Genomic DNA, 22,556 nt, shown 5'->3' on the forward strand with positions numbered 1-22,556 from the left:
CTCTATTTCGTGATCAGTTGCTGACGCTGTCGGCTGCGGCGCGCGTGGCACGGCTGGCTTCGAGCAGTCTCTGGATTGCGGTGTGCGGCAGCTCGATGCTGCACGCGTCTACCAGCGCCTCATCAAGGTCCTGGCTGATGGCATTGATGCGGTTGCGCAGCGCCAGCGGGTCGTTCTTGCGGCCTACCGGCGTGCCGCAGTCGACAGACAGCACCGCTGCGACTCCGAACCGCTGGAGCAGCGAAGGTGGGGCAGACTTCGCGGCTGAGAGTTCCGCATGCTCGAATGGCGCCACGTGGGCTACAGGGGAGCTGGACGACAGGCGGACAAGGGCGTGGACCGCATGCGCTCCGTTACCCGTAGTCTCCAGCTGGCGCTGCTGCTGCAGCGCCACCACTGCCTGCGCGCGTTCCCCGGCAGGCACGTCGTCCAGCACTTCGCGGAGCTGGCTTGCAGTGATCATGCCGCCCTGGGCCGATACCTCAGCGATGATTCGGCGTTGCACTTCACTGCGCTGGTCGTCCGTGAAAGGCGTGTTGTTCATGACTTTTCGTTCCCTCAAGTTGGTTCAGTGGTGGGTCTGGATGGTGGTGGGGGTGCAGACCTCCCATTCGATCTGGCAGCCGTGGAACGGAGCGGCCATCACGGTGCGCTTCACCATCTGCCCACCGCCCTTGCGGACGTGCTGCACGCCGACCAGGAAGGCGTGGTCGCGCGGCGGGTCAATGACGATCAGCGGCTTGCCGCCGTTGATCGAGATCGAGCGCGGGACGCAGCCGTGATCTGCCAGTTGGCCGACCGCGCCCTGAGCGGCCTTCAGCAGGTCGAAGAAAGTGGGGACAGCCTTGGTTGCGATGCTCATGCCGGGATCTCCCTCGGGAGGTTGTTGAACTGCTTGGATGCGTTGGCGAGCTGGAGCAGCTCGCCAACGGTCAGGGAATCAACAGGGGTGCCCCGCGCGGCAATTGCCTGGACAACGTGGCAACGCTGGCGCAGCGCTTCCTCTGCGCGGAGCTGGCTGATGGCAGCGACGGCGCTGATGAGGTCAGCGGTGATGCGAGGAATGCGCCTTGCCATTAGCCCAGCACTCCCAGCTCTTGGGCTGCGTACTTGATCGAGTCGCAGCAAATACGACGGTTGTTCGCTTTGGCATAAATCGCCGCCAGGCGCAGCACCTTGTTCAGAACCCGCAGCGCGCCCGGTGTCGCGGCGATCGAGCGGATCTGCTCCTTGCACGGGGTGTCTTCAATGCCCCAGGCCGCGATGATTGCGTCGGCATCCGCTACGGTCGCCTTCTTCAGCACGATCTTCTTGCCAATCCGGCTGTACAGACGGTCCAGGTATGCGGCGCGGTTTCCACCGCTCATCTGCTGATAGACCCTCTCGTTGCCGCACAGCACCAGGCCGATCCCCGCCTGGTCGTTAATTGCACGGACCTGGTCCAGTGCCGGCACCGAAAGGTGCTGCGCTTCGTCCAGCACCAGCAACCCATTGGTCCCGCGCGCCTTGGCGAAGATCGCCCGCTGCAGGTAGGCACTGGAGTTGGTCAGGTCGCGCAGCCCCATGGCCAATGCGATTTCCTGCAGGCAGGTCAGCACGCTGCCGGTGGCGGGCGTCAGCTCGACGTGCCAAACGTTCGGGTTCGACTTGCGGAAGCGCTCGATGGCCTTGGTCTTGCCAACGCCTGCGCCGCCGCAGATCAGGACCACATCAGCGGCCATCTGGGCATACTGCAGCCCGGCGATGATCTTCTCGCCAGTCTGGGTCCTCACCCATTCCGGGCCTTCGGGGAGCTTGCCGGTGCTGTTGCGTTCTTCCAGCGCTTTGAGCCAATTGGTCAGCTTACGGCCGACGTTCTGCAGGTTGCCGTTGTACGAGCCGCCGAGGAACTGAGACACGGTGGCGGTGCTGAGGTCGGCCTCGCGGGCAATGCGTGCCTGGGAGTAGCTCTTATCGTCCTCTGCGACTGCACGGATGCGATCGCGCAAATCGGACAGCTGCTCCGGGGTGATCTCTTCGAGCTGAGCGGTCGGCAGGGCGGAGACATTCATGGTGCGGATTTCCTCGGGAAGGTAGGGTTGCTGCGGTGTCAGTGGCTTTCGTTTCAATTTGGCGAGGAGTTTTTTCCGCCTTTCCAGGCCCGCACCAGGTGCAGTGCCGCGAGGGTTCACCCTCGAATCGACGCCGGACTGGATGCGGGCCTGGGATCGATACCGAGCCGGGTGGGAGCCTTCCTTGGCGAAGCGCTCCAGGTAGGCGCGGCGCTTCATAAATCCTGTTTGCACTTCGATGGCATGCATCACGCTTCATCCTCCGGAGCCTTCCAGAGAGAGGTCGCATTGCTGCGGCTGGCCATGCTCCCCATCAACGTGATGAAGGCACTCTCGTTGTCGTCGGTACCCGTGCGGCGGTACTCCGCGTCAGGCACGGCTGCTGCAGGTGCCTTGCGGCGGCCAAACATCGGTGCAATGACGCCGGTCGGGGGCAGTTCTTCGGGCATCGGAGCCGGCAGCTGCGCGGCGACCTTCGATGCGTCCATTCGGCGCTCTGCCGCCAGCTGCTGCCGGGTTGCCGTCCGGTACTGCTTCTTGGCGCGAGCGTGTTCACGTGCCGCGCCCGTATCGGCGAAGCCAACCGCCGCGATGCACTCGGCCTGGCCGATGTAGACGTTCGCCAGGGTGTAGGCCTGCACCGCCTGGTGCAGCTGTTCCGGGTCAAAGCGAAGCATCAGCTTCTGGCCGGCGTAGGGCGCGATCGCCTCACTCCAGTAGCGGTTGCCCGAGAGGCGTACAGACCCGTCCCGCCGGTCGCCAGTGACCACATCCGTGGAGAGCAGTAGCTCCCGCAGTTGCTCAGGCGTGGCTTTGCGAATCGGTGCCTTGGCGTAGCTTTCCTGGAAGGCCGCGTCGAAGCTTCTACCTGCGGCCGTGCGCGTGCGGCGGCCCTCGCGGGCGTTGTGAGCCGCGATTTCTTCGTTGACCACCCGCACGAACTCATCCAGATGGATGGCCTTGCTGCCGTAGTTCTCCGGCTTGGCATCCGGCTTGTTGCCGGTGTACGCGCCTGCGAAGGCTGGATGCTTTGCGATGCGATCGCAGAGGTCGCGCCAGGCGCGCTCGATGGGCTTGGCTTGGCCGTGGTACGGCGTGGCCCAATGGATCTCGCAACCCATTGCGGTCAGGACGCCCGTGGGGTCGTCATCCCGAACTTTGAAGCGGAAGCGGTTTGCAGTGCCGCCGGTCAGCATCTTGGAAGCGAATCCGCGACCGTTGTCCAGCCAGACCTTTGACGGGATGCCGTAGCGCTCCATCACGTCACGGAAGGCGAAGCGCGCCAGGTCCGCAGACTCAGTTTCCGCAATCCGATAGCCCAGCAGCTTTCCGCTGTAGAGATCCTGGACGCCGACCATGATCGGTCGCGCCACCGTGCCATCTGGCCACTTGGCGAACACGTCGAACTTGTGGCCGTCGCTGTTGACCGCTTCCAGGGCGTGGAAAACCGAGCGGTCGCGTTCCTGGGTCGGGAACGTCTGATCGAACTTCTCCTGGCCCTGTCGAGCCAGGATCAGCACAGCACGCGGCAGCTCGGCTTCAATCCGTCGTTGAAAGGTTTTCAAACACGGCAATGCCGGCCATTCCTTGATGGTGGCAATGCGCTTGACCCGGTCGTAGCAACTGCTGGCCGTGGGCGCTTCTACGCGGAGGTAGTCGGCCTTGAAAACGTCCCAGGCTTCGGAGGGGATTTCCGCCTTGGCCGTTCGCCCCGCGTAGCCCGGGACCAGCAGTGCAAGCCGGTGATGCTTGTCCACCTTGGACACCAGGGCAGCCCAGCGGCCGAGACTGGCGACGCTCGCCCCTCGCAGGTTTTCGCGCTGCAGCTGGACCGCGACCAGGGTGCGGGCATCCATCACCGGCCGCCCGTCAACCACCAGACGCTCGACCGCCTGCAGGGCGCGCAGGCGCCGTTGGGCCTCCTCCTTCAGGTGCTGGGGAACGGCCTCATAGCGCTGCCAGGCCGAGGCGATCGCGGCGGCGCTGGAATGACGCGCGTTAGCCGGGCGCGATACCTGGGCCGCAGGCTGAGAGGAAAGGGCCACGGCCGCCTGGACGTCCGCCGGGAGGCTGGCCAGGGAGAACATCCGTTGCTGGCCACCTCGCACGTTGCGGGACTCAAAGGGCCAGTTTTCGCGGGAGGCCCGGATTTCGAGGGCGCGCTTGGACTTGGCCAGCGCAGTAGCGAGAGAAGCCAGATCGAGGGTGCCCCGATTCGGCAGCGAACCGTCTGCCATTACGCGGACCTCTCGCTGAGGTTACGAAGGGCGCGTAGGCGCTTGTTGGCCCCGATGCGCTGACGCTCCATGCGGCCGATCTCCGCGTCCAGGGTGTCGGCGCCGAGCAGCAGCTGGCCACCGATGTTCTCGGCCTGCCACTCGGCCAGTTCGCTGCAGCCGCAGACGACTTGGAGCACCGGGGCGATCCAGAGGGGGATATTGAAGGTCTGCCGGCTCGGCGCGGTGTACCCGTCCAGCATGGCCTTGGAGATGTGCTGGCCCGTCAGGCGACTGGCTCGGGCGGCGACTTCATAGCGGTCCAGGCCGGCGGCGTGGGCGCTTTCCAGCATCTGGCCGACCATGACGCTGACGATCTGGCGGTAATCCATGCTTCCAGCGGTCTGGGCGATGGGTTTCGGGGCCAGAAAGAAGTCATTGGGGAGGTAGTTCTGGCGGGGGTGACGATTCATCCTTGCGTCTCCTGCTCGTTGGTGGCGCGACGGCGCCTGGGGAAAGCGGGTGTAGATAGATGCGACCTTCATCGGGAGGCACCAATTTGTGGATTGCGGCCTGCGCGCAGGCTGCTAGGCTTTGCATCAGGGGGCAGCAGCGGCTTGCGGCCTCCCTGGCCACGGTTCGTATTGCCGGCGGCGTCGTATCGGGTGGGCCAGATGGCCTGGGGCGTTTCACCAAGCGCTTCAGCAATCAGGGCTTCTGCCTGCGGATACGGCCGACGGAGGGCGGTAGCGAGGCTGTTAGCGTTGGTGTAGCCATTGAGTAGTGCGAGCTGACGCAGGGAGATGTTCCTGCGATGCAGCGCCGCTACGATGTCGGCGGGATGCCGGTCCTTCGCGGGACCGGCTTTTCTCGGGGCATTCGTTGCTGACACGTCGTACCTGTCCGTTGAGTGATGACTACGAGGCAGATCCTAAACCCATTTGGGTTCTTGTCAACACCGGTTTGGGTTTCGCGCTTTGCGAAATGGAACCCAATTAGGTTTTACGGCCAATTGTTTGTGATTAATCAGATACTTACGGGAAGTGCGAAACGATGAGCAGCTCTGAAAATTCTCTTCGCACTTCAGGCGCGGAAAGCGCGAAACCCGATTGGGTGTCGATCGGTGCGCGATTGATGACCATTCGGGGGTCGATGACCCAGGGCGACATGGCAAAGCAGCTCCGGGTGTCTAAGAACACCTATGGCCGGCTGGAGAGAGGCGTGCGCGAGATAGGCGCCGACTGCCTGAGTCAGCTTGTCGCGAATGGCTGGAATTCGAACTGGATACTGACTGGCGAAGGTCAGGAGCGCCAAAATTCGCCGGAAATCATCAATAAATCCAATGTCTTACCCCAGTCTCAGGTGGTGAGTCTGTCGTCTGTGAAGATCGCCACGCAGCTGCTGCAGGAGGCGCTTGATGACGCAAATGCCGACCTGGCCCCGGCCCAGCACGGCGAAGCGCTGATTCTCCTGGCGCAGCTGCTGGAAAAAGGACTGCCGGAGGCCGAAGTACGGCCGTTTGCCCGGCAGACAGTCGGGATGATCACCACAGGGGCAAGGAATGGAGCAACAGCGGCAGCTGGTAGGTAGGTTGAGGGCAATCTTGAGGGACGCAGTCCCCAGAACCCCTTGGGCCGAAAGGACTTTGGAGCCGACCGCCGTATCGGCGCACATCCGGCGCACACGCGCGAAGCTCGAAATCCAGGATCTCGCAGCCCGGTATGGGTGGCAGCGGGAAGTGGACAGGGCCTTGGCGCGGCTGGACGTCCCCTCGCTGAAGTATCCGAGCGCCGACCAGCTTGATCACGTCCTGGAGCGGTTGCGGTGGCTGGAAGAATGCATCCATACCCCGTGTGATCCGCCGGATTCGCCGCCCGCGCGGTAACGCCCCTTTAAACGCCGATCGAACGGCCGTCATCATTGACGGCCGTTTTGCATTTCATGTGTCCCGCGCCCTACGATCAGGAGCATTTCGCAAACCGGGACTATATCTAATGGTAGAGGTCGCTCAGCTGCTGAAACCCACGCCTGACGCGGCTTTCGTCCCATTTCGTCCCGTTTTGTTCCGTTTTTTCCCCGTTCTCAATCCCTAAGTCCCCCAACACTGGCGTACGTATCACCGCTGGCGTCCACCCAGCCAAGCAATGGCAGTGTCGCCGACAGTTCCGTAGCGCGCGCCTGCGGGGACACCACCATCTCGCGCCGGGTACCCACCGGCTCCAGCTCGGCCAGGCGCGCCGCGCGATCGTCGTCGGTACTGAACAGATCATCGGGGCCGGACGCCGGCGTCGTGGTGTCGGTCGCGATCTTGGTCGCCTGCACCCGGACCTGACCGTCGGTATCTCGGGAAACCTCAAGCGCATACCTCTCCCTGCCGTACGCCCAGGAGGTCGTCTTTTCCGTGCGGATCGACGCCCCGGCCGCCGGCAGTTCGGCATCCCTGCCGGCTACCCCGGTCAACATCGCCATTCCGGCAAGCGCACCCATGTACTGGGCGCCGCGGACGGCACGCAGCTGGTTGCCCGACAGCGGTGCAGCACCGGCCTTGTCCGGCGCGGTGTTGAGGAAGGTGGCGCGCTTGCAGATCGTGAGCACGATCGGCACCCCTTCACCGTCCCCGTGCCGCACCAGCATGTCGCCATTGGCGAACTGCTCGATCACCGCATGGTCCGCGGCGCCCCCGGCAGGCAAGGCTTGGGTGATGCTGATCCGCGCGCTCCGCTCGATCAGCGCCTCGAGGGTCTCAGGCCCGTCGGCAGCGACGGCAATGGACGGGAAGGCAGCACCGGCAACCAGCAAGCACGACAACGAAGCACACTTCATCAACATTCCTTTGCAGAAGGCAGTGCGGCAGGCACGCCATAGGGAGCCGCATGATACGCCAGCCGCAACACCACCTCCCGCAAACGAAACGTCCGGCCAGGAGCCGGACGTCGGTTATTCCGTTTCGGCAGGCGCTTATTCTTCTTCCTGCTGGCCGCCCTGCTGGTTGCGCTCGCGTTTCTGGTCGGCATCCTGCTGTTGCTGCTGGCCCTGGCGCTGCTTGTCGCCCTGCTGGTCTTTCTGGTTCTGCTGGTTCTGTTGGCCTTGCTGCGGATTCTGCTGGCCCTGCTGCGGATTCTGCTGGTTACCCATGACTGTCTCCGAATGCTCGGCGTCGAAAGTGATGCCGGTAAGTCCACACTAGGCAACGCCCCGTTACCGCAGCGTGCGTTCAAGCAACCAGCGCATAGACACCTCACACATGTCGGTAAACAGTTCATTACCCGGCTCGCCGCCGTCACATCTCTGTCGCAGCGTGGACATGCGGGTCGGTGTGATCAGGGCGTCGCGTCGAAGATCACGGTGACATCACCCCGATAGTGACTTCCCGGATGCGCCAACATGGTGGTGACCGCCTCGCCGTTGACCGCGAAGTGCAGGCGCGAGGGGCGGCGAATGACGAATGCATCCGCGGTCAACACCGGCGGGACCATGGTCGTCGTCAATGCCACCCCCACCGCATCCGCCCCGGTCGCTGCATCGTGGAAGCCCGGCAACGTGAGCCGGATATCCAGCGGCGCAGCCTCGGCATCCACCGTCATGTTGCGGATCGCGCAACGACCGTCCGCAAGCGGATACTGGCATTGCAGTGACACGCTGAACTGCCCCGAGCTGCTCAGCGTGAACGGCAGCTCGCGTTCCAGCCGTGCCGGCACGATGCCGTGATCGCTCCACTGGGTCCACCCGCCCTTCGGCGCGAGCACGGCGCGATCGCTGCCCGGCGGAAGCTCGAGCCGGAAGGCGTGCTCAACATCCAGCCGGAAGTGGACGTTCACCAGGTTGTCGTCCAGCGCCACGCCGTTGCCAAGATCGAAATCCGCGCCCTCGCCGGTGCCGCCCACGCGAAACGTCGTCATGCCGGTATACAGACCGCTGCGCATCGCCAGCGGCGCCGGGGTGGTCAGCTTGTAGGTGAAGTCGAACTCGGTCATCAGGTAGTTGTTGGTGCTGAGCCAATGGAGCGCGCATGCGACCACGCCCTCGCCGCCATCGCGGCGCAGGAACATCCGCATGACGGTACGGTTCTGGGCACTGGAATTTTTCAGGCCCAGGTTGCAGTTGTTCGGGTTCCCAACCGACGCCGGCTCCGACGGTCCATCGCGATCCTCATCCACCAGCCGCATGGCCGCGCCGATGATGTTGAACCCGAGATCGAAGCTGTGCAGCCCATCCTCGGAGGTAACGCGCACCGTACGGGCCGGAGGCATGCCGATGTAGAAGCCGTTCCGCCCGTAGTTTGTCTGGCGAATCGCCTGCTTGGTGCCGCGGATCTTCGTATCGATGCTCCACCAGTTGTTGTTGATGCACGCCGACTGGTGGGTACCCACGCAGACGCCGGACCAGGGCGTGGTGTTGACGAACTCGCGCTGGTTCGGGTTGTCGATGTCTGGCTTGAAGTCGGCGGTGATGTAGATGTCGGCCGCGCGCGCAGTGGCCGCACAGGCAAGCAGGACCAGCACGCCCAGCGCAGGCTGAAGATGACGTCGCACGATGGTTGAAAACAGGTAACGGATCATGGTGGTGCTCCAGCAGCCGGGGCGCGCTGCGCGGTGATCGGGGACGGTGGGCACTGCAGGATGCCGGCCAACCAGGTATCGCCCTGGGGGCGCGTGGTGGTGCCGTCGAGCTGGAAGCTGCAGCCGGCCACGTTCGGATGGCGTATCTCCAGGGTCGGCTGCCGCGCGCTCATCTCCAGCGCGAAGAATCCGTCGGCCTCGGCAACGCTGCGTCCGGCGTGGTTGATCACGTGCGCACCGGCCAGCGGCAGGCCCGCGGCATCGCGCAGGTGCCCCATCACGGTGAAGGTGCTGAGGACCTCGACCGCGGCGTACGCCACCCCGCCCTTGTTGAGGTGGTAGTCGAGGGTCGTCGGCTGGATCGTGGCCGCCGGGGCCTCGCGCCCCGGGAAGTCGATCTGCAGTGCCCCGCTGCGGTAGGCGGTCACCGGCAGGAAATTGCGGCCAGGCTGCAGTGCGTAAGAACCGCCGCGGCTGTCGTACGCGCGCAGTGCGACGCCGGCCAGTTCCGTTCGCACGTCCACGATCATGCCGGTATCGGCACCGCCCACCTGCCCGGCACCGGCGACCGCCAGCCGGCCTCCGCCGATGGCCAGGGTGCTTTCCAGATTCAGGCCACCACTCAGGCCACCGCCCAGCGATGAACGCTGCGCATGCGCGTCGCCACGCAGCGCCGGGTGCTCGACCAGCGCGTTCGCGCTCAGGCCGAGCCCGTCGCTGTCGAGCGTGGCCTGCCCGGCCATGCTGCGCAGCACGCCCTCGCTGTAGCTCTGCTGGGCGGCTGCACTGGCATACAACTGGCGTCCACCATCGGAGGCGGCGCGGCTGCCCAGGCTGCCGGCATAGCGACGCCCTTCGCGACCAAGCGCGATGTTCAGGGTGAGGTCGATGCCCCGGTTGCGCCGCATGCCACTGCTGGCATTGGCCGGGCGGTCGAACACGGCCGCGCGCCAGGTGGCGGCGCTGCCAAACAGGGACTGGCGTCGGCTGAACGACAGGTCCACCCCAACGCCGTTGCTGATGCCGGTGCTGTGCGACACGCGCGCCGCGATATGGCTGCTGTCGCCCACGCGATGATTCGCGCTAAACGCGCTAGTCCGCAACCAGCCCGCGTGGGTCGGTGGCGTCGGTGCACCCGGTGGCAGCGGCAGGAACGCGTCATCGCCGGGACGCCGGCGCTCCTGCCAGCTTCGGTTGTGCGACACGATCACGTTGCCATGGCGATAGCGCCACAGCCCCTGCAGGTCGACGCCACTGCCATGCTCCCCGGTATACGCGTTCGTATACACGTTCGCGCTGTCGTTGACCTGCCAGTCGACCGAGCCGGCAACCGCACGCGCGCCTTCCATATGCTGCGCGGACAGGCCAACCACCGCACGCGGATGGGCGAGGTAGTTGAGAATGCCGCCTGCGGCGAGGCCACCTGCGCCGGGATCGTCGCGGCTGGCCAGCAGGCTGTGCTGCACGCCGGCGTAAGCGCTGTAGCGCCAGCGGCGGCTCGGATCGCGCCAATGGCCCGGCTTGTGGATCACGTGGGTCTCGCGGGACGTCTCGCGGCCGTCCTCGATCACCCGCAGTTCGACCTCGTAGATGCCGCCCGGCAGGCGCCGGGTATCGAGCGCCTGCAGGCCGGGTTGCAGCGGCTGGGTCAGAATCAGGCTGCCGTCGCGGACTACCTCCACGCTGCCCTCGCGATTGGCCGTGACGTACACCGGGTACAGGCTGGGCGCACGGGTTTCCCGCACCAGGCTGTCCGACGAGCCGGCCATCATGCCCACGGTGGTATGCCGGCCCGAGCCGGGACCCCGCGGCTGCCGGGCCACCCCCTGGAAGTTCGGCAGGAAGTAGCCGACCCGCAGGAAATGGTCGCGCAGTTCGCGCTGTGCATGCAGGCCCTGCACCGCATGGCGCCACCCAGCGGCCTCATCGCCGCTGCGGTCCAGCTGGTAATGGCCCGCCAGGGTCCATCGGCCCAGGCTGCCCTGCGCATGCACCGCGTAACGGCCGGACCCATCAATGCCCTCGCCTGCCTGGGCATTGAGCTGGTGGCGCAGGATGAGCCCACGGCTGCCGCCAACGGGCAGCGCATGGTGCCGCATCTCGGCGGCCGCGCGGCCGCCGGTATCGGTGGCGATGGACAGCAGCGAGCTCTCAAGACTGTAGTGCAGTGCCACCAGGCCCTGCTCGCAGAGGTGGCTGCACGCCCCCAGCAAACGCGGCGTGGCAAGCACCTTCAACCAGCGCTCACGCTCGGCAGCCGGCTCGCGGCTGGCGTGGCTGTCGGTGAAGTCCAACAACGACAGGGTGTTGTCGCGCGAGAGCACGGCCCGTGCATCGCCCAGGTAATGGCCATCGCGCTCGACACGCACAACAAGCGGTACGCCGAAGAAGTGGTCGCGAAAGTCGTCCGGCAAGCCACCGGCCTGGTCAAGCAGCGTGAGGCTTTCCAGCGCAGCCGGCGCCGCCAGCACCGCGGCACTGCCGCACTGGAGCATGACGGCGGTGGCGAGTGGGAGCAGACGCGGCAACATGGTCGTTCCTGTACTTGAGACGGAGGGCGCGGGGGCGCCCCTCCGATGGCAGCAGGCGCTGCCGTGGCACTGCCGGTGGCAGTGCGTGCGCTTACGGCGTGCCGCTTTCGAACATCATGAAAAAGTTGCCCTGGTAGTTGCCGTGCGCGTAGCCACCTGCATCGGCGTCGGCGGCGACAATGGCCACGGCCGCGCGCTTGCTGGCGGCGGCTTCAACCGGGGTGGCCACCTCGACGGCATTGCTGGCGCCGACCTGCAGGTCCTGCCCGGCGACGCTGACCGTCAGGTCGATCGCGTTGCCGGCACTGGTCAGCATGGCGTCGGTGGTGAGGTAGGCGTTGATGGCGCCCAGCCCGCTCTTCATGTCGACCTGCTGCTGGATCGAATCCAGGCGCTGGGTGGCAATGTTCCAGCGCATGCTCTGGGTCTGCCCGGCCCAGTCGCCGACCGGCGAGATCTGCAGGCCGGTGGCCGACGGCACGACCGCTTCCACGGTGACCTGCAGCGGAAACTGTTCAGTGGCAGCGATCGCGGCGGCCGGGGCGAGGATCAAGGCGGCAACGGCGGCCAGGACGGTGGTTTTCAAGGTCATTGCAGTACATCTCCGAGGGTGGAATCGGCTCCGGAGGGAGCCAGGGGGCTGAGCAGGACGTCCTTGCGGGCATCCCCCTCAATGATCTGGAAGCGGTACACCTGATCCGCATGCCGCGTGAAGCGTTCGGTGCGCTGCGGCAGCAGGTGGATCTTTCGCGATGGCGAACACCTGGCCGCCTTGTCGGTCGCACTGCACTGGCGCACGTCGTCAAGCACCACGGTGGTGTTGCCGGCATTGCGCAGCTGCACGTGCCCGTCGCGTGTATCGGTCTGCACGCTGTAATGCGGCTGATCGGGATGCACGATCACGAACACGCCGTAGCCGGTGAGCACGTTGACGCCGGCCGACAGCTCCCTGCGGTAGTTGTCGCGCTGCGCATCGGTCAGGGCGAACTCGTCTTCGGACCGCGGCAGCACGGGCACGAAGCGCACGCGGTAGTAGCGTTCCGCGCTCCGGTCGCCCTGCACCAGCAGGCGGGTGGCCTGCTGCCCCTGCGCCGGCACGATCAGGCGCGAGGGACTGGCGATGAGGCCTGCGGCCGCACCCGAGGCGGTCGTGTCGACGGACACTTCGTGGAACGTACCGTCTGCGGCGTAGCGCACTTCCGTGATCTGCACGCGTACGAACGCCGTGGCCTCGCCGGTGTTTCGAACGCGCTTGAGCAGTGCGCGCTTGCCAGGTTCCGCGTATTCGTACATGGCGCCGACGTGGATCGACGGTGCGGCGGCGCCGCACACGGCGGGCAGCAACGCGGCCACGGAAAGCAGCAGAAGGCACTTCATTGCAGAGCTCCATGACGTGACGGCGGCGCTGCTGCCGGCGCAGTGCACCGGCCCGTCGCCAAGGACTGCGAACATACGCCCACGTCTGGAGCTTCCGAATGCAATTCGCTTCAATGACCGCTGCAACAAATTGCGGCTGTACGCAGACGGTTAGCTACGCAGGCCACAAACGAAAACGCCCCGCGATGCGGGGCGTCTGCTTCCATCGATGCGACGTACTGCGTCGCGCTACTGCGGCGCGGCCGCCTGCCATGCGGCCACTTTTGCGCGCGTCTGCACCAGCAGCGCGTCCAGCGCCTTGCGGTCGTAGACCTGGCCGCGCAACACCACGGTGTTGATCGCGCGCGTGGCCTGGATGTCCTGCAGCGGGTTGGCGTCCAGCAACACCAGGTCGGCCGCCCTGCCCTCGGAGATACCGCCGTAGCGGTCCAGCGTGCCGAACCAAGCCGGGCCCGCACGGGTCGCCGCCGACAACGCCTGCGCCGGCGTCAGGCCTTCCTTGACGAACAGGCTGAGCTCGTCATGCAGCCCGATGCCGGGATAGTTGTAGGAATTGAGAAACCCCGCATCGGTGCCGGCCATGATCGTCACGCCGGCCTGCTGCAGCATCGGCAACACGGCCGCGACCTGGTGGTAGTTCTGGTGCCGCGCGGCGATCTGTTCCGGCGTTGCCTTGGCGGCACGCTCCACACGCCAGGCATAGGTCGCCTGCAGCTTCGGGCCGATGTAGGCCAGGTAGGGATCCTGCGCGTGACTGTCCTGGTCGAGGAAGTCGAGGATGCGGCCGCCGTTGAGGGTGGGCGTGACGTACACACCCTTGGCGGCGAAACCGCGATAGGCGTTCATGGCCGTGTCGCGGTCGAAGCCGGCGTCCAGCCGCCGATTGGCCTCGGCGCGGTCGATCCGCTTGGCAGCGAAATCCGCCGCGATGGCGGCCTCGTCCTTGACCCCGGCCTTGTAGGCGTAGTCCAAGTGCTCGATCGAGCTGATGCCTGCATCCACCGCCTGCTGCACGGTCAGCGCCATCGGAATATGCCCGGACGCACGCAGGCCATTCGCGCGCGCGCCACTTACGGCAGACAGGAACAGCGCCGGCGACAAGGTGCTGTCGGTGATCTTGACGAAGTCCACCCGGTCGCGCTTCAGGCGCGCCAGGGCCGCGTCCAGGTCCGCCTGGCTGCCCACTTCAAGCGTGCCCTTCCAGACCGGCTTGATGCCTTCGATCTTCGCCCCGGAACTGAACAGCTGGGGCCCCTCAAGCGTGCCGTCGGCGATCTCGCCGCGCCATTGCAGCACCTGCTCGGGCAGGTCGCCGGAGCAGTCGCGGATGCTGGTGATGCCGTGCGCGATGTACAGCGGCAGCAGCGCCTTGTTTTCCTCGATCAGCTCCGGACCGCCACCGAAGTGCACGTGCATGTCCCACAGGCCCGGAATCAGGAAGCGGCCCTTGCCATCGATGCGCCGCGACGCGTTCCACTGCGTTGCGATCACGCGGTCCTCGCCGACCGCCACAATGTCGTTGCCACGCACCACCACGGCCTGGTCGGCGTGGGTAGTGGCATGTTCGACGTCCACCACGGTGGCATGGCGGATGATCAGGTCAGCCTGCTCGGCAGCAAGGGCGACAGGCGCCAGCGCAAGCAGCAGTGGGACGGTGGAAAGCACGATGGATTTCATGGCAGCCGCAGAACAGGAAAGACCACCGCACCTTACGGCGCGGTGGTTGGCATTCACCAGTTAAATTTCATCATGTACGGCATTCACTATTCGAATGCAGCTCACACCTCGCCCTGCATGGCCGGACGGGCCTGCACCTGCGCCAGCCAGGCCGCGACGGCGGGATGCCCCTCGACCCCGGCCCCGACGTAGGTGCCGTAGCCGACCACCTGCGCAACCACCAGATCGGCCAGCGAGTACTGCGTGCCCAGCATCCACGCCCGGCCAGTCAGGCGCCCCTCAAGTACATCCAGCAGGCCCTTGGCGTCCGCAGCGGCGGCGGCGGCGTGCCGCGCGTCGCGAAGCGTTTCATCGGCGGTCGCCAGGCGCAGTCGACCGATCACGGCCATGTAGGTCACGTAGGCCCACGCACACGACGACATCGCCTGCAGACGCGCCGGCGTGTCGGCCGCCGGCCACAGCCCTCGGGCCACCCCGAAGCGCTCGCCCAGCCACAGATGGATGGCCAGGCCTTCGAAGATGGGCGTACCGTCCACCACCAGGCACGGCACCTTGCCGTTGGGATTGATGGCCAGGTATTCCGGCGTGCGCTGCTCGCCGTTGCGGATGTCGATCCTCACCCGGTCGTGGGGAACACCCAGCTCGGCCAGCGCGCAGGCGACGGGGGTGGCGCTGGACATCGGGTGCCAGTAGAAGACGACGGACATGTGGAACTCCTTGTGGTTGTCGGTGTGGAAAGGTGCGCCGCCGGGGGCCTTGCACCGTGGACACAGGCTTGCCACCATTGCGGACAGATCCTGTCCTCGACAGGCGCGACCCTGCACCCATGCTCACCACTTCCGCCCGCCTGCTGCGCCTGCTCTCGCTGCTGCAATCCCGACCGCACTGGCCCGGCAACACGCTGGCCACCGACATCGGTGTGCACCCGCGCACGCTTCGCCGCGATATCGAGCGCCTGCGCGAACTCGGCTACCCGATCCAGGCCAGCAGCGGCGTGGCCGGCGGCTACGCCTTCCGTGCCGGGCGCGCCTTGCCGCCGCTGCTGCTGGACGATGAAGAGGCCTTGGCCGCCGCGCTCGCACTGCGCATGGCGGTGAGCGGCACCATCAGCGGCATCGAGCAGACCGCCATCACCGCAATGGTGAAACTGGAACAGGTCATGCCCGCGCGGCTGCGGCGCCGGCTGGATGCACTGCGCACGGCGATCCTGCCGATCGACCAGAGCGGCCCGCTGGTCGACGCCCGGCTGCTGGCCACGCTGGCCAATGCGTGCCGCGACCAGCTGCAGCTGCGCTTCGACTACGCCGACCGCCAGGGGCAGCCCAGCCACCGGCAGGTGGAACCGCAGGGCGTGGTGCATGCCGAACGCCGCTGGTACCTGGTGGCGTGGGACACGCTGCGCGTGGATTGGCGCACCTTCCGCATCGACCGCATGACCAGCACGCCCGAGGTGGGTGCGCACTTCCGCCCCCGCCCCTCGCCGGCCAATGGCGACCTGCGCGCTTTCGTGAGCCAGTCGCTGTCGCTCGGCCCCTACGGTGACGAGGCGCGCGTGATCCTGCACGCGCCGATCGAAACGGTGCGCGAGCGCATGCCGAGTTCGGCGGGGTTGCTGGAGGTGGTGGACGCGCAGCGCTGCCTGCTGCGGTGTGGCGGGCATCCACAGGGGGCCGTGGTGTACTGGCTGCTCGCATTGGAACTGGAATTCGACATCCTGGGGCCGCCGGCCCTGCACGTGATGATGCGTGATGCGGGCGCGCGGCTGGGGCGCAGCCTGGCGCGCGCCGAGGCGGTCGTTGCCGACTGAGCCGGGGCGCTTTGTCCCGTACATCGCTGCGTGCTAAAACGGTCGCCATTCGTTTTCCGGATAGTGCAATGCCCTCCAGTGGCAATATCAATCGCACGCTCTTCGAGCTGGACCTGCTGCGTGCCATGGTGATGGTGGCCGACTGCGGCAGCTTCACCACCGCGGCGGCGCGGCTGCATTCCACCCAGTCCACCATCAGCCAGAAGATCCGGCGGCTGGAGGCCATCGCCGGCCACCCGCTGCTGATCCGCGGCAACCGCGATGTGCACCCGACCGATGCCGGGCAGACGTTGCTGGGCATCGCGCGGCAGATGTTGTCGCTCAATGACCAGATGCGCGAGGCCTTGGCAGGCGCCACCGTCGCGGTGACCGTGCGCCTGGGCGTGCCTGAGGATTTCGTCAACGCGCGCACCAGCGAGCTGCTGGGGCGCTTCAACCGCCGCCATCCCCAGGTGAAGCTGGAAGTGACCAGCGGCCTCAGCCGCGACCTTGCCGCGGCCTATGATCATGGCGAACTGGACCTGGTGCTGGTCAAGCAGCGCCGCAACAGCCGCCAGGGCGTGGCGTGCTGGCCCGAGCCGATGCGCTGGGTGGACAGCGCCCGCACCCCCTGCATCGGCCTGGACCCGGTGCCGCTGGTGACCTTTCCCCCACGCGGCCTGTATCGCGACGAGCTGATCGCCGCAGTGGAAGGCATGGGCCGCCGCTGGCGGATCAGCTTCACCAGTTCCAGTCTCAGCGGCATCCAGGGCGCCGTCGCCGACGGCATGGGCATCAGCCTGCTGCCGGCCCGCGCCATGACCCGCGAGCATCGCGCCCTCACCGCACGCCAAGGCCTGCCACCGATAGACAGCATCGAGATCGCGATGCTGCATCGAAGCAACGCCGAACCGCTGGTGCTCGAACTTGCATCACAGTTCATGCGCCTGCTGCAGCGCGAGCGGCGCTGACCCGCGCCACGGCAACCGGCGCGTGCCAGCGACCCCAGAGAGTGACGCGGCTCTCGTCCCGGTTATAGGAATAGTCCTAATCTGACGTCAGGGCATCTTCCGCGGACAGCGAACCAGAGAGAATGGCGCAGACCCCATGACTGCGTGCCTACTTTGTCTCCACGCCCTCCAGGCCCCCTGCTCGGACCGGTCCGCCCACCGGTGCTGAAGATCGCGCTGCTGGACGACCATGACGTCGTCCGGCGCGGCAGCGTCATGCACCTCGCCACGGATGCGCGCCTGCAGGTCGTGGGCAACCACGCCCGCAGCCGGGCACTGATCAACACATTGATGCAGCACGTGGTGGACGTGGCCGTGATCGACTACGCGCTGGCCGAGGGCGACCTGCAGGGCATGGAGCTGTTGCGCCTGCTGCGCCGCCGGTTCCCGCGCGTGAAGCTGCTGATGTTCTCGGCCAACGTGCACCACGTGATGATCTCCAACACCATTGCCGCAGGCGCGGCCGGCGTGGTGTCCAAGGGCGAGTCGCTGGAGGCACTGGCCCGTGCGGTCGGCCGCGTCGCGGCGGGCCACATCCACCTGCCGATCAACTACCGCGACGAACACGAGGCCCATCGCCTGTCGCCGAGCGAGCGCGAAGTCCTGCAGATGTGCCTGAGCGGCATGACGGTCACCGACATCGCACTGAAGCGGCACCGCAGCATCAAGACCATCAGCACGCAGAAGCATGCGGCGTTCCGCAAGCTGGGCCTGCGCACCGATCGCGACCTGTTCACCCTGCGCCATCAACTGGCGGTCCTGTGAGCAGAAGCGACTGGGCGCGCGCCAGCACGCTGCTGGTGGTGCTGGCCGCCGTATTGCCACCGGTGTCGACCACGGCCGCACCCACCACGCGGGTGGTGCGGGTGGCCACCGACCCCTCACAGCACCGGCTGCTGGCGACCGAGAGCCGCGCCGCGCGCGATTCCAACCTCATCAGTGGTTATTCGGCTCTGGTCGCCGAGCAGACCGGCCTGCAGTTCCGCGAGCAGCAGGTCGAGTCCACGCAGGCCGCCCTGCAGGACCTGTGCGATGGCCGCGCCGACCTGATGCTGCTGCTGGGGCCGCTCGAAAACGCCCCCTGCGCCGCGCTGGCGACCTCGCCCGCCTACTACCGGGGGCAGACCCTGCTGGCCAGCCGCCACACCGTGCCCAACCCGCCGGACCTGGCCGACCTGCGCCGGGTGGCCGTGGTCCGCGGCAGCCGCCACGATGAGTGGATGGCGGCCTACTACCCGCACCTGCAGGTGGTGGCACTGCCGACCCTGCGCGAGGCGCTTGCGGCGGTGGAAACCGGCGTGGTGGACGTGGCCGTGGGGCTGGACGTGGTGATGCGCCCGCTGGTCCGCCGCGACCATGGCGACAGCCTGCTGCTGCATGGCGGCCCGAGTACCCTGCCGGGCAGCCTGCACCTGGTCGTGCGCCATCAGGACCGGCCGCTGCTGGAACAGATCCACCAGGCCATGCGCTCGATCAGCCCGCAGGAACACGCGGTGCTCATGCAGCGTTGGACCAAGGCGACGTATCTCAGCGGGCCGTCGTTTGCGGTGCTCTCGCGGCACTTCGGCTGGGAGCTGCTGACGATGGGCATGATCCTGGCCGCGCTGCTGGTGACCGGCTTCTGGTTGCGCCGCGCGCAGCAGTCGGCCCGGCGCAGCGAGCGCCAGCAGGCGCACTTCATCGCCATGATGAGCCACGAAGTGCGCAATGCCGCGCAGGCACTGGTGACGTCGGTGGACCTGCTCCACCAGTCTGGGCTCGACCAGGGCCAGCGGCAGCTGGTCAATGCTGCGCGTGCGGCCGGCAACGGACTTCGCCACCTGCTGGGTCACGCACTGGACTACTCGCGCCTGGCCGCGGGCCAGTACCACCCCACTCCGGGCTGGGAAGACGTGCGTCAACTGGCGCGCGAATGCCTGTCGGTCGTGCGCCCGGCGGCGGAGGGCAAGGGCCTGGTGCTGGCCCTCAAACAGACCACCGACCCGATGCCGCGGGTATGGATTGACGGCGACGCGCTGCGCCAGGTCCTGAGCAACCTGCTGGGCAATGCACTGAAGTTCACCGACCAGGGGCACATCGAGGTCAGCGTCGGCCTGCAGCTGGATGCCAACAGCGCGCACCTGCTGCTTGCCGTGCGCGACTCGGGGATCGGCATCGCCAGCGAGCACCAGGAGGCGATATTCAAGCCGTTCGCGCAGGCGCACGGCTCCCATTCGCGGCACGTTGGCGGGGCCGGCCTGGGCCTGTCGATCTGCGCGGATCTGGTCCGCGCCCTCGGCGGGCAGCTCACGCTGCGCAGCGCTCCGGGCCAGGGCAGCTGCTTCGAGGCATGCATCCCCGTCGTGATTGAAGGCGCCGGCGCCCGCCCGGCGGGGCAGCCGCTGGCCGGGCGCACCCTGCTGCTGGTGGAAGACCATGCACTCAATCGCAGCATGGTCAGCCGCCACCTGGCGGCACTCGGTGCGTCGGTCACCAGCTGCGCCGACGGCGCCACCGCGCTGCGCAGCCAGGCCAGCGAACCGTGCGGCGTCGTGCTGCTGGACTGCGTGCTGGACGACATGAGCGGCTACGAGTTGGCGGTGCTGCTGCGCCAGCTGGAGCAGCAGCGCGGCGCGATCCCGGCCCAGTTGATTGCGTTGTCGGCCAACGACTCAACGGCCCATGTGGAACGCTGCCGCGCCTGCGGCATGGATGCCGTGCTGTACAAGCCACTCGATACCCGCCAGCTGCTGGAGGTACTGCGGGTGGACGACACCGCGCCACCCGTATCGACGGCGGCCATGGGTGCCGAGCCCGGCGCGGATCCGATGTGGCTGCAGTTCCTGCAGTCGCTGCAGGAGGAGCAGACCGCCCTGCAAGACGCCCTGCGCCAACAGACCGCCGAGCCCCTGCGCCACCATGCGCATCGTCTGGCCGGCATTCTGCGCATGCTGGGACAGCCTGCGCTGGCGGCGATCGCCGGTGACCTGTACGAACTCGAATTGGACGGCCCGAGCGACTGGCAGGAGGCCGAGCGCCTGCTGGGCTACCTGCGCCCGGCGGTGGCGCTGATGGTGCGTGGCGAGGTTACTTCAGCTGCAACGGATACCGCTGCCACAACACATGCACCAGAAACCCGGTCAACTCCGGATCCTTTCCGCTGATCGCCGCGCGGATCTTGTCCAGCAGCACCATGTCGCTGCAGGTACGCACATCCGCCTTGCCGGTCTGGCCGGCGCGCCGCTTGCGGTAACGGGCCGCGCGCTGCGCATCGGTCATGGCGTAGCCGAACGTGGGCGGCCGACCGCGCTTGCGCGGCAGCATCAGCTCCAGGGTGCCGGGATCTTCTTCATCACGCATGACAGACGGGGGGAACGCAAACGGGGGGCGAACAATATCGTGAGAGTTCACAGAAATCCAGCGGATTTCTGTGAAGTCCCGCGCCTGCGGCGCGGGACGAACGGGCATGTTTCCTAAACCCCGCGCCGTTGGCGCGCCCCCTTCAACATGAAGGGGGCTCCTCGCCCGAGGCATTGCGGACCTTCGGGCGACATCCGTACGGGAATCGGGCGGATCTGCGTGAGCTCGTAGTGCCAGGCCATGCCTGGCAACCTCAACCAACCTTCACCGTGCGACTTGCCACTCCGCCAACCTTGCGCCCAGCCACACCAGCGCAAAGCCGGCAAAGAGGCTGATGCCGAGATAGGCGGGCATGACCCAGCCGCGTCCATTGCGGACCAGCAGCACGGCTTCGAGCATCATCGAGGAGAAGGTGGTCAGGCCACCGATGATGCCGACGATGGCGAAGGCGCGCCAATACGGCGCTGCGCTGCCCCGGGTCTGCAGCCACACCACGACATAGCCGACCGCGAACGCGCCGATCAGGTTCACGGTGAGCGTGCCCCACGGGAAGCCGTTGCCGAACTGGCGCAGCATGGCGTCGCCAACGATGAAACGCAGCGCAGCGCCCAGTGCGCCGCCGGCCATCACCAGCCCCAGCTGCTGCCACCACGCACCGAAGCCGCTCACTCCTGCCCCTTGCGCGCCCGCGCCTGCTCGCGCTCGGCACGCAGCCGGTCGAGCTTTTCCTTGAGTTTGATTTCCAGGCCACGCGCCACCGGCTGGTAGTACACCCGCTCGCCCATCGCGTCCGGGAAGCCGGTCTGGTCGAGCGCGATGCCACCCTCGGCATCGTGGTCGTACTGGTAGGTCTTGCCGTAGCCCAGCTCTTTCATCAACTTGGTCGGCGCGTTGCGCAGGTGCAGGGGCACCTCCTGGGTGCCGGTCTCGCGCACTTCCTGCTTGGCCTGGTTGAAGGCCGCATAGCCGGCGTTGGACTTGGCGGTGCTGGCCAGGTACAGCACCAGCTGGGCGAAGGCCAGTTCGCCTTCCGGGCTGCCCAGCCGCTCATAGATGTCCCACGCCTCCAGCGCCATCGACTGCGCGCGCGGATCGGCCAGGCCGATGTCCTCGATGGCCATGCGGGTCAGCCGCCGGGCCAGGTAGGACGGGTCACAGCCGCCATCGAGCATGCGCGTGAGCCAGTACAGCGCGGCATCCGGATTGGAGCTGCGTACCGACTTGTGCAGGGCCGAAATCTGGTCGTAGAACTGCTCGCCGCCCTTGTCGAACCGGCGCGTACGGTCGGCCAGCACCTGCACCAGCATCTCCGGGCTGATCCGCCCGCCCTCGCCGCCAGCCAGTTCGGCGGCGATCTCCAGCAGGGTCAGGCCGCGACGCACATCGCCGTCGGCCGCAGTCGCGATCTCCAGCAGCGCCTCGGCACTGACCTGCAGTGATTCGCCGCCCAGGCCGCGCTCCGGATCCAGCAGGGCACGCTCCAGCGCCTCGACGATGTCGGCCGGCGATACTGACTCAAGCACGTGCACGCGGCAGCGCGACAGCAGCGCCGAGTTCAATTCGAAGGAGGGGTTTTCGGTGGTCGCGCCGACAAACACAATCGTGCCGCGCTCGATATGTGGCAGGAACGCGTCCTGCTGGGCCTTGTTGAACCGGTGCACCTCGTCCACGAACAGCACCGTGCGGCGCCCTTCGGCGAAGCGCTGCGCGGCCTCGGCCAGCACCACGCGCACCTCCGGCAGACCGGACAGCACCGCCGAGATCGCGCGGAATTCGGCGTCGGCGTAGTGGGCCAGCAGCAGCGACAGTGTGGTCTTGCCGCAGCCCGGCGGCCCCCACAGGATCATCGAGTGCACATGCCCGGATTCGACCGCGCGGCGCAGCGCGCTGCCCGGCGCCAGCAGGCGCTTCTGCCCCACCATCTCGTCGAGGGTCTGCGGGCGCATGCGCTCGGCGAGCGGGCGCATGCTGTCGCGATCCACCGCCAGCAGATCCGGCCCGTTGAATGTC

The 22,556-nt window shown here is 66.9% G+C and carries 23 protein-coding genes; 5 read left to right on the top strand and 18 right to left on the bottom strand.

The window, feature by feature from the left end:
* Nucleotides 1–13: 13 nt before the first annotated feature.
* From ACREPD_RS06180 to ACREPD_RS06210, 7 genes are all read right to left on the bottom strand, one after another.
* On the bottom strand, nt 14–544 hold the full coding sequence (locus ACREPD_RS06180) for a hypothetical protein (protein ID WP_431598504.1): 531 nt from the start codon (nt 542–544) through the stop codon (nt 14–16).
* 24 nt (nt 545–568) lie between these two features.
* Complete coding sequence (locus ACREPD_RS06185; protein ID WP_431598505.1) at nt 569–862, bottom strand: hypothetical protein; 294 nt, start codon at nt 860–862, stop codon at nt 569–571.
* The gene (locus ACREPD_RS06190; protein ID WP_431598506.1) at nt 859–1,077 is read right to left on the bottom strand and encodes a hypothetical protein; all 219 of its coding nucleotides are present in this window, start codon (nt 1,075–1,077) and stop codon (nt 859–861) included. Before ACREPD_RS06190 ends, ACREPD_RS06185 begins: the two co-directional genes overlap by 4 nt.
* A complete protein-coding gene (locus ACREPD_RS06195; protein WP_431598507.1) occupies nt 1,077–2,300 on the bottom strand; it encodes an AAA family ATPase in 1,224 nt (407 codons plus the stop codon). The genes ACREPD_RS06190 and ACREPD_RS06195 overlap by 1 nt, the downstream gene beginning before the upstream one ends.
* Entirely contained in the window at nt 2,300–4,288 is a 1,989-nt protein-coding gene (locus ACREPD_RS06200) for a transposase domain-containing protein (RefSeq protein ID WP_431598508.1), read from the bottom strand. The genes ACREPD_RS06195 and ACREPD_RS06200 overlap by 1 nt, the downstream gene beginning before the upstream one ends.
* Nucleotides 4,288–4,740 (bottom strand): hypothetical protein, encoded by a 453-nt coding sequence (locus ACREPD_RS06205; protein WP_431598509.1) that lies wholly within the window; start codon nt 4,738–4,740, stop codon nt 4,288–4,290. Before ACREPD_RS06205 ends, ACREPD_RS06200 begins: the two co-directional genes overlap by 1 nt.
* 68 nt (nt 4,741–4,808) lie before the next feature.
* Nucleotides 4,809–5,159: a helix-turn-helix domain-containing protein gene (locus ACREPD_RS06210; RefSeq protein ID WP_431598510.1), complete on the bottom strand. Its 351-nt coding sequence runs from the start codon at nt 5,157–5,159 to the stop codon at nt 4,809–4,811.
* A gap of 161 nt (nt 5,160–5,320) precedes the next feature.
* On the opposite strand from ACREPD_RS06210, the gene ACREPD_RS06215 reads away from it, so the two are divergent.
* Entirely contained in the window at nt 5,321–5,857 is a 537-nt protein-coding gene (locus ACREPD_RS06215) for a helix-turn-helix domain-containing protein (protein ID WP_431598511.1), read from the top strand.
* A 492-nt stretch (nt 5,858–6,349) separates the two neighbouring features.
* Here the strand turns inward: ACREPD_RS06215 and ACREPD_RS06220 are convergent, their stop codons facing one another.
* The 8 genes from ACREPD_RS06220 to ACREPD_RS06255 all read right to left on the bottom strand — a co-directional run bounded on the left by ACREPD_RS06220 (nt 6,350) and on the right by ACREPD_RS06255 (nt 15,118).
* Nucleotides 6,350–7,090, bottom strand: coding sequence for a hypothetical protein (locus ACREPD_RS06220; RefSeq protein WP_431598512.1), 741 nt, complete (start codon nt 7,088–7,090; stop codon nt 6,350–6,352).
* Nucleotides 7,091–7,225: 135 nt separating this feature from the next.
* The gene (locus ACREPD_RS06225) at nt 7,226–7,402 is read right to left on the bottom strand and encodes a hypothetical protein (RefSeq protein WP_431598513.1); all 177 of its coding nucleotides are present in this window, start codon (nt 7,400–7,402) and stop codon (nt 7,226–7,228) included.
* A 185-nt stretch (nt 7,403–7,587) separates the two neighbouring features.
* Nucleotides 7,588–8,826 carry a hypothetical protein gene (locus tag ACREPD_RS06230; protein WP_431598514.1) on the bottom strand — a complete coding sequence of 413 codons (1,239 nt, stop codon included), beginning with the start codon at nt 8,824–8,826 and terminating at the stop codon, nt 7,588–7,590.
* Nucleotides 8,823–11,357: a TcfC E-set like domain-containing protein gene (locus ACREPD_RS06235; RefSeq protein ID WP_431598515.1), complete on the bottom strand. Its 2,535-nt coding sequence runs from the start codon at nt 11,355–11,357 to the stop codon at nt 8,823–8,825. Before ACREPD_RS06235 ends, ACREPD_RS06230 begins: the two co-directional genes overlap by 4 nt.
* A 91-nt stretch (nt 11,358–11,448) precedes the next feature.
* On the bottom strand, nt 11,449–11,949 hold the full coding sequence (locus tag ACREPD_RS06240; RefSeq protein ID WP_431598516.1) for a CS1 type fimbrial major subunit: 501 nt from the start codon (nt 11,947–11,949) through the stop codon (nt 11,449–11,451).
* On the bottom strand, nt 11,946–12,734 hold the full coding sequence (locus tag ACREPD_RS06245; protein WP_431598517.1) for a CS1 fimbrial subunit B flags: Precursor: 789 nt from the start codon (nt 12,732–12,734) through the stop codon (nt 11,946–11,948). The genes ACREPD_RS06240 and ACREPD_RS06245 overlap by 4 nt, the downstream gene beginning before the upstream one ends.
* A gap of 228 nt (nt 12,735–12,962) precedes the next feature.
* Entirely contained in the window at nt 12,963–14,399 is a 1,437-nt protein-coding gene (locus tag ACREPD_RS06250) for an amidohydrolase family protein (protein WP_431598518.1), read from the bottom strand.
* A 113-nt stretch (nt 14,400–14,512) separates the two neighbouring features.
* Nucleotides 14,513–15,118: a glutathione S-transferase family protein gene (locus ACREPD_RS06255; RefSeq protein WP_431598519.1), complete on the bottom strand. Its 606-nt coding sequence runs from the start codon at nt 15,116–15,118 to the stop codon at nt 14,513–14,515.
* 119 nt (nt 15,119–15,237) lie between these two features.
* Between ACREPD_RS06255 and ACREPD_RS06260 the strand changes: the two genes are divergently transcribed.
* From ACREPD_RS06260 to ACREPD_RS06275, 4 genes are all read left to right on the top strand, one after another.
* Complete coding sequence (locus tag ACREPD_RS06260) at nt 15,238–16,218, top strand: helix-turn-helix transcriptional regulator (RefSeq protein ID WP_431598520.1); 981 nt, start codon at nt 15,238–15,240, stop codon at nt 16,216–16,218.
* 68 nt (nt 16,219–16,286) lie between these two features.
* On the top strand, nt 16,287–17,168 hold the full coding sequence (locus tag ACREPD_RS06265; RefSeq protein WP_431598521.1) for a LysR substrate-binding domain-containing protein: 882 nt from the start codon (nt 16,287–16,289) through the stop codon (nt 17,166–17,168).
* Nucleotides 17,169–17,369: 201 nt separating this feature from the next.
* The gene (locus ACREPD_RS06270; RefSeq protein WP_431598522.1) at nt 17,370–17,972 is read left to right on the top strand and encodes a response regulator; all 603 of its coding nucleotides are present in this window, start codon (nt 17,370–17,372) and stop codon (nt 17,970–17,972) included.
* Nucleotides 17,969–20,350 (top strand): ATP-binding protein, encoded by a 2,382-nt coding sequence (locus ACREPD_RS06275; protein ID WP_431598523.1) that lies wholly within the window; start codon nt 17,969–17,971, stop codon nt 20,348–20,350. Before ACREPD_RS06270 ends, ACREPD_RS06275 begins: the two co-directional genes overlap by 4 nt.
* Here ACREPD_RS06275 and ACREPD_RS06280 read toward each other — a convergent pair.
* From ACREPD_RS06280 to ACREPD_RS06290, 3 genes are all read right to left on the bottom strand, one after another.
* Nucleotides 20,274–20,654, bottom strand: coding sequence for a hypothetical protein (locus ACREPD_RS06280; RefSeq protein WP_431598524.1), 381 nt, complete (start codon nt 20,652–20,654; stop codon nt 20,274–20,276). The two genes, ACREPD_RS06275 and ACREPD_RS06280, sit on opposite strands and share 77 nt — an antisense overlap.
* A gap of 156 nt (nt 20,655–20,810) precedes the next feature.
* On the bottom strand, nt 20,811–21,215 hold the full coding sequence (crcB, locus tag ACREPD_RS06285; RefSeq protein ID WP_431598525.1) for a fluoride efflux transporter CrcB: 405 nt from the start codon (nt 21,213–21,215) through the stop codon (nt 20,811–20,813).
* Nucleotides 21,212–22,513: a replication-associated recombination protein A gene (locus tag ACREPD_RS06290; protein WP_431598526.1), complete on the bottom strand. Its 1,302-nt coding sequence runs from the start codon at nt 22,511–22,513 to the stop codon at nt 21,212–21,214. Before ACREPD_RS06290 ends, crcB begins: the two co-directional genes overlap by 4 nt.
* Nucleotides 22,514–22,556: the final 43 nt, after the last annotated feature.

It is taken from the genome of Stenotrophomonas sp. (assembly GCF_050737075.1).
Taxonomy (GTDB): domain Bacteria; phylum Pseudomonadota; class Gammaproteobacteria; order Xanthomonadales; family Xanthomonadaceae; genus Stenotrophomonas.

Bases quoted from the DNA above. Each gene is read 5' to 3' on its own strand.
- ACREPD_RS06180 (WP_431598504.1), bottom strand. From the start codon at position 544: ATGAACAACACGCCTTTCACGGACGACCAGCGCAGTGAAGTGCAACGC.
- ACREPD_RS06185 (WP_431598505.1), bottom strand. From the start codon at position 862: ATGAGCATCGCAACCAAGGCTGTCCCCACTTTCTTCGACCTGCTGAAG.
- ACREPD_RS06190 (WP_431598506.1), bottom strand. From the start codon at position 1,077: ATGGCAAGGCGCATTCCTCGCATCACCGCTGACCTCATCAGCGCCGTC.
- ACREPD_RS06195 (WP_431598507.1), bottom strand. From the start codon at position 2,300: ATGCATGCCATCGAAGTGCAAACAGGATTTATGAAGCGCCGCGCCTAC.
- ACREPD_RS06200 (WP_431598508.1), bottom strand. From the start codon at position 4,288: ATGGCAGACGGTTCGCTGCCGAATCGGGGCACCCTCGATCTGGCTTCT.
- ACREPD_RS06205 (WP_431598509.1), bottom strand. From the start codon at position 4,740: ATGAATCGTCACCCCCGCCAGAACTACCTCCCCAATGACTTCTTTCTG.
- ACREPD_RS06215 (WP_431598511.1), top strand. From the start codon at position 5,321: ATGAGCAGCTCTGAAAATTCTCTTCGCACTTCAGGCGCGGAAAGCGCG.
- ACREPD_RS06220 (WP_431598512.1), bottom strand. From the start codon at position 7,090: ATGAAGTGTGCTTCGTTGTCGTGCTTGCTGGTTGCCGGTGCTGCCTTC.
- ACREPD_RS06225 (WP_431598513.1), bottom strand. From the start codon at position 7,402: ATGGGTAACCAGCAGAATCCGCAGCAGGGCCAGCAGAATCCGCAGCAA.
- ACREPD_RS06230 (WP_431598514.1), bottom strand. From the start codon at position 8,826: ATGATCCGTTACCTGTTTTCAACCATCGTGCGACGTCATCTTCAGCCT.
- ACREPD_RS06235 (WP_431598515.1), bottom strand. From the start codon at position 11,357: ATGTTGCCGCGTCTGCTCCCACTCGCCACCGCCGTCATGCTCCAGTGC.
- ACREPD_RS06240 (WP_431598516.1), bottom strand. From the start codon at position 11,949: ATGACCTTGAAAACCACCGTCCTGGCCGCCGTTGCCGCCTTGATCCTC.
- ACREPD_RS06245 (WP_431598517.1), bottom strand. From the start codon at position 12,734: ATGAAGTGCCTTCTGCTGCTTTCCGTGGCCGCGTTGCTGCCCGCCGTG.
- ACREPD_RS06255 (WP_431598519.1), bottom strand. From the start codon at position 15,118: ATGTCCGTCGTCTTCTACTGGCACCCGATGTCCAGCGCCACCCCCGTC.
- ACREPD_RS06260 (WP_431598520.1), top strand. From the start codon at position 15,238: ATGCTCACCACTTCCGCCCGCCTGCTGCGCCTGCTCTCGCTGCTGCAA.
- ACREPD_RS06265 (WP_431598521.1), top strand. From the start codon at position 16,287: ATGCCCTCCAGTGGCAATATCAATCGCACGCTCTTCGAGCTGGACCTG.
- ACREPD_RS06280 (WP_431598524.1), bottom strand. From the start codon at position 20,654: ATGCCCGTTCGTCCCGCGCCGCAGGCGCGGGACTTCACAGAAATCCGC.
- ACREPD_RS06290 (WP_431598526.1), bottom strand. From the start codon at position 22,513: ATGCGCCCGCTCGCCGAGCGCATGCGCCCGCAGACCCTCGACGAGATG.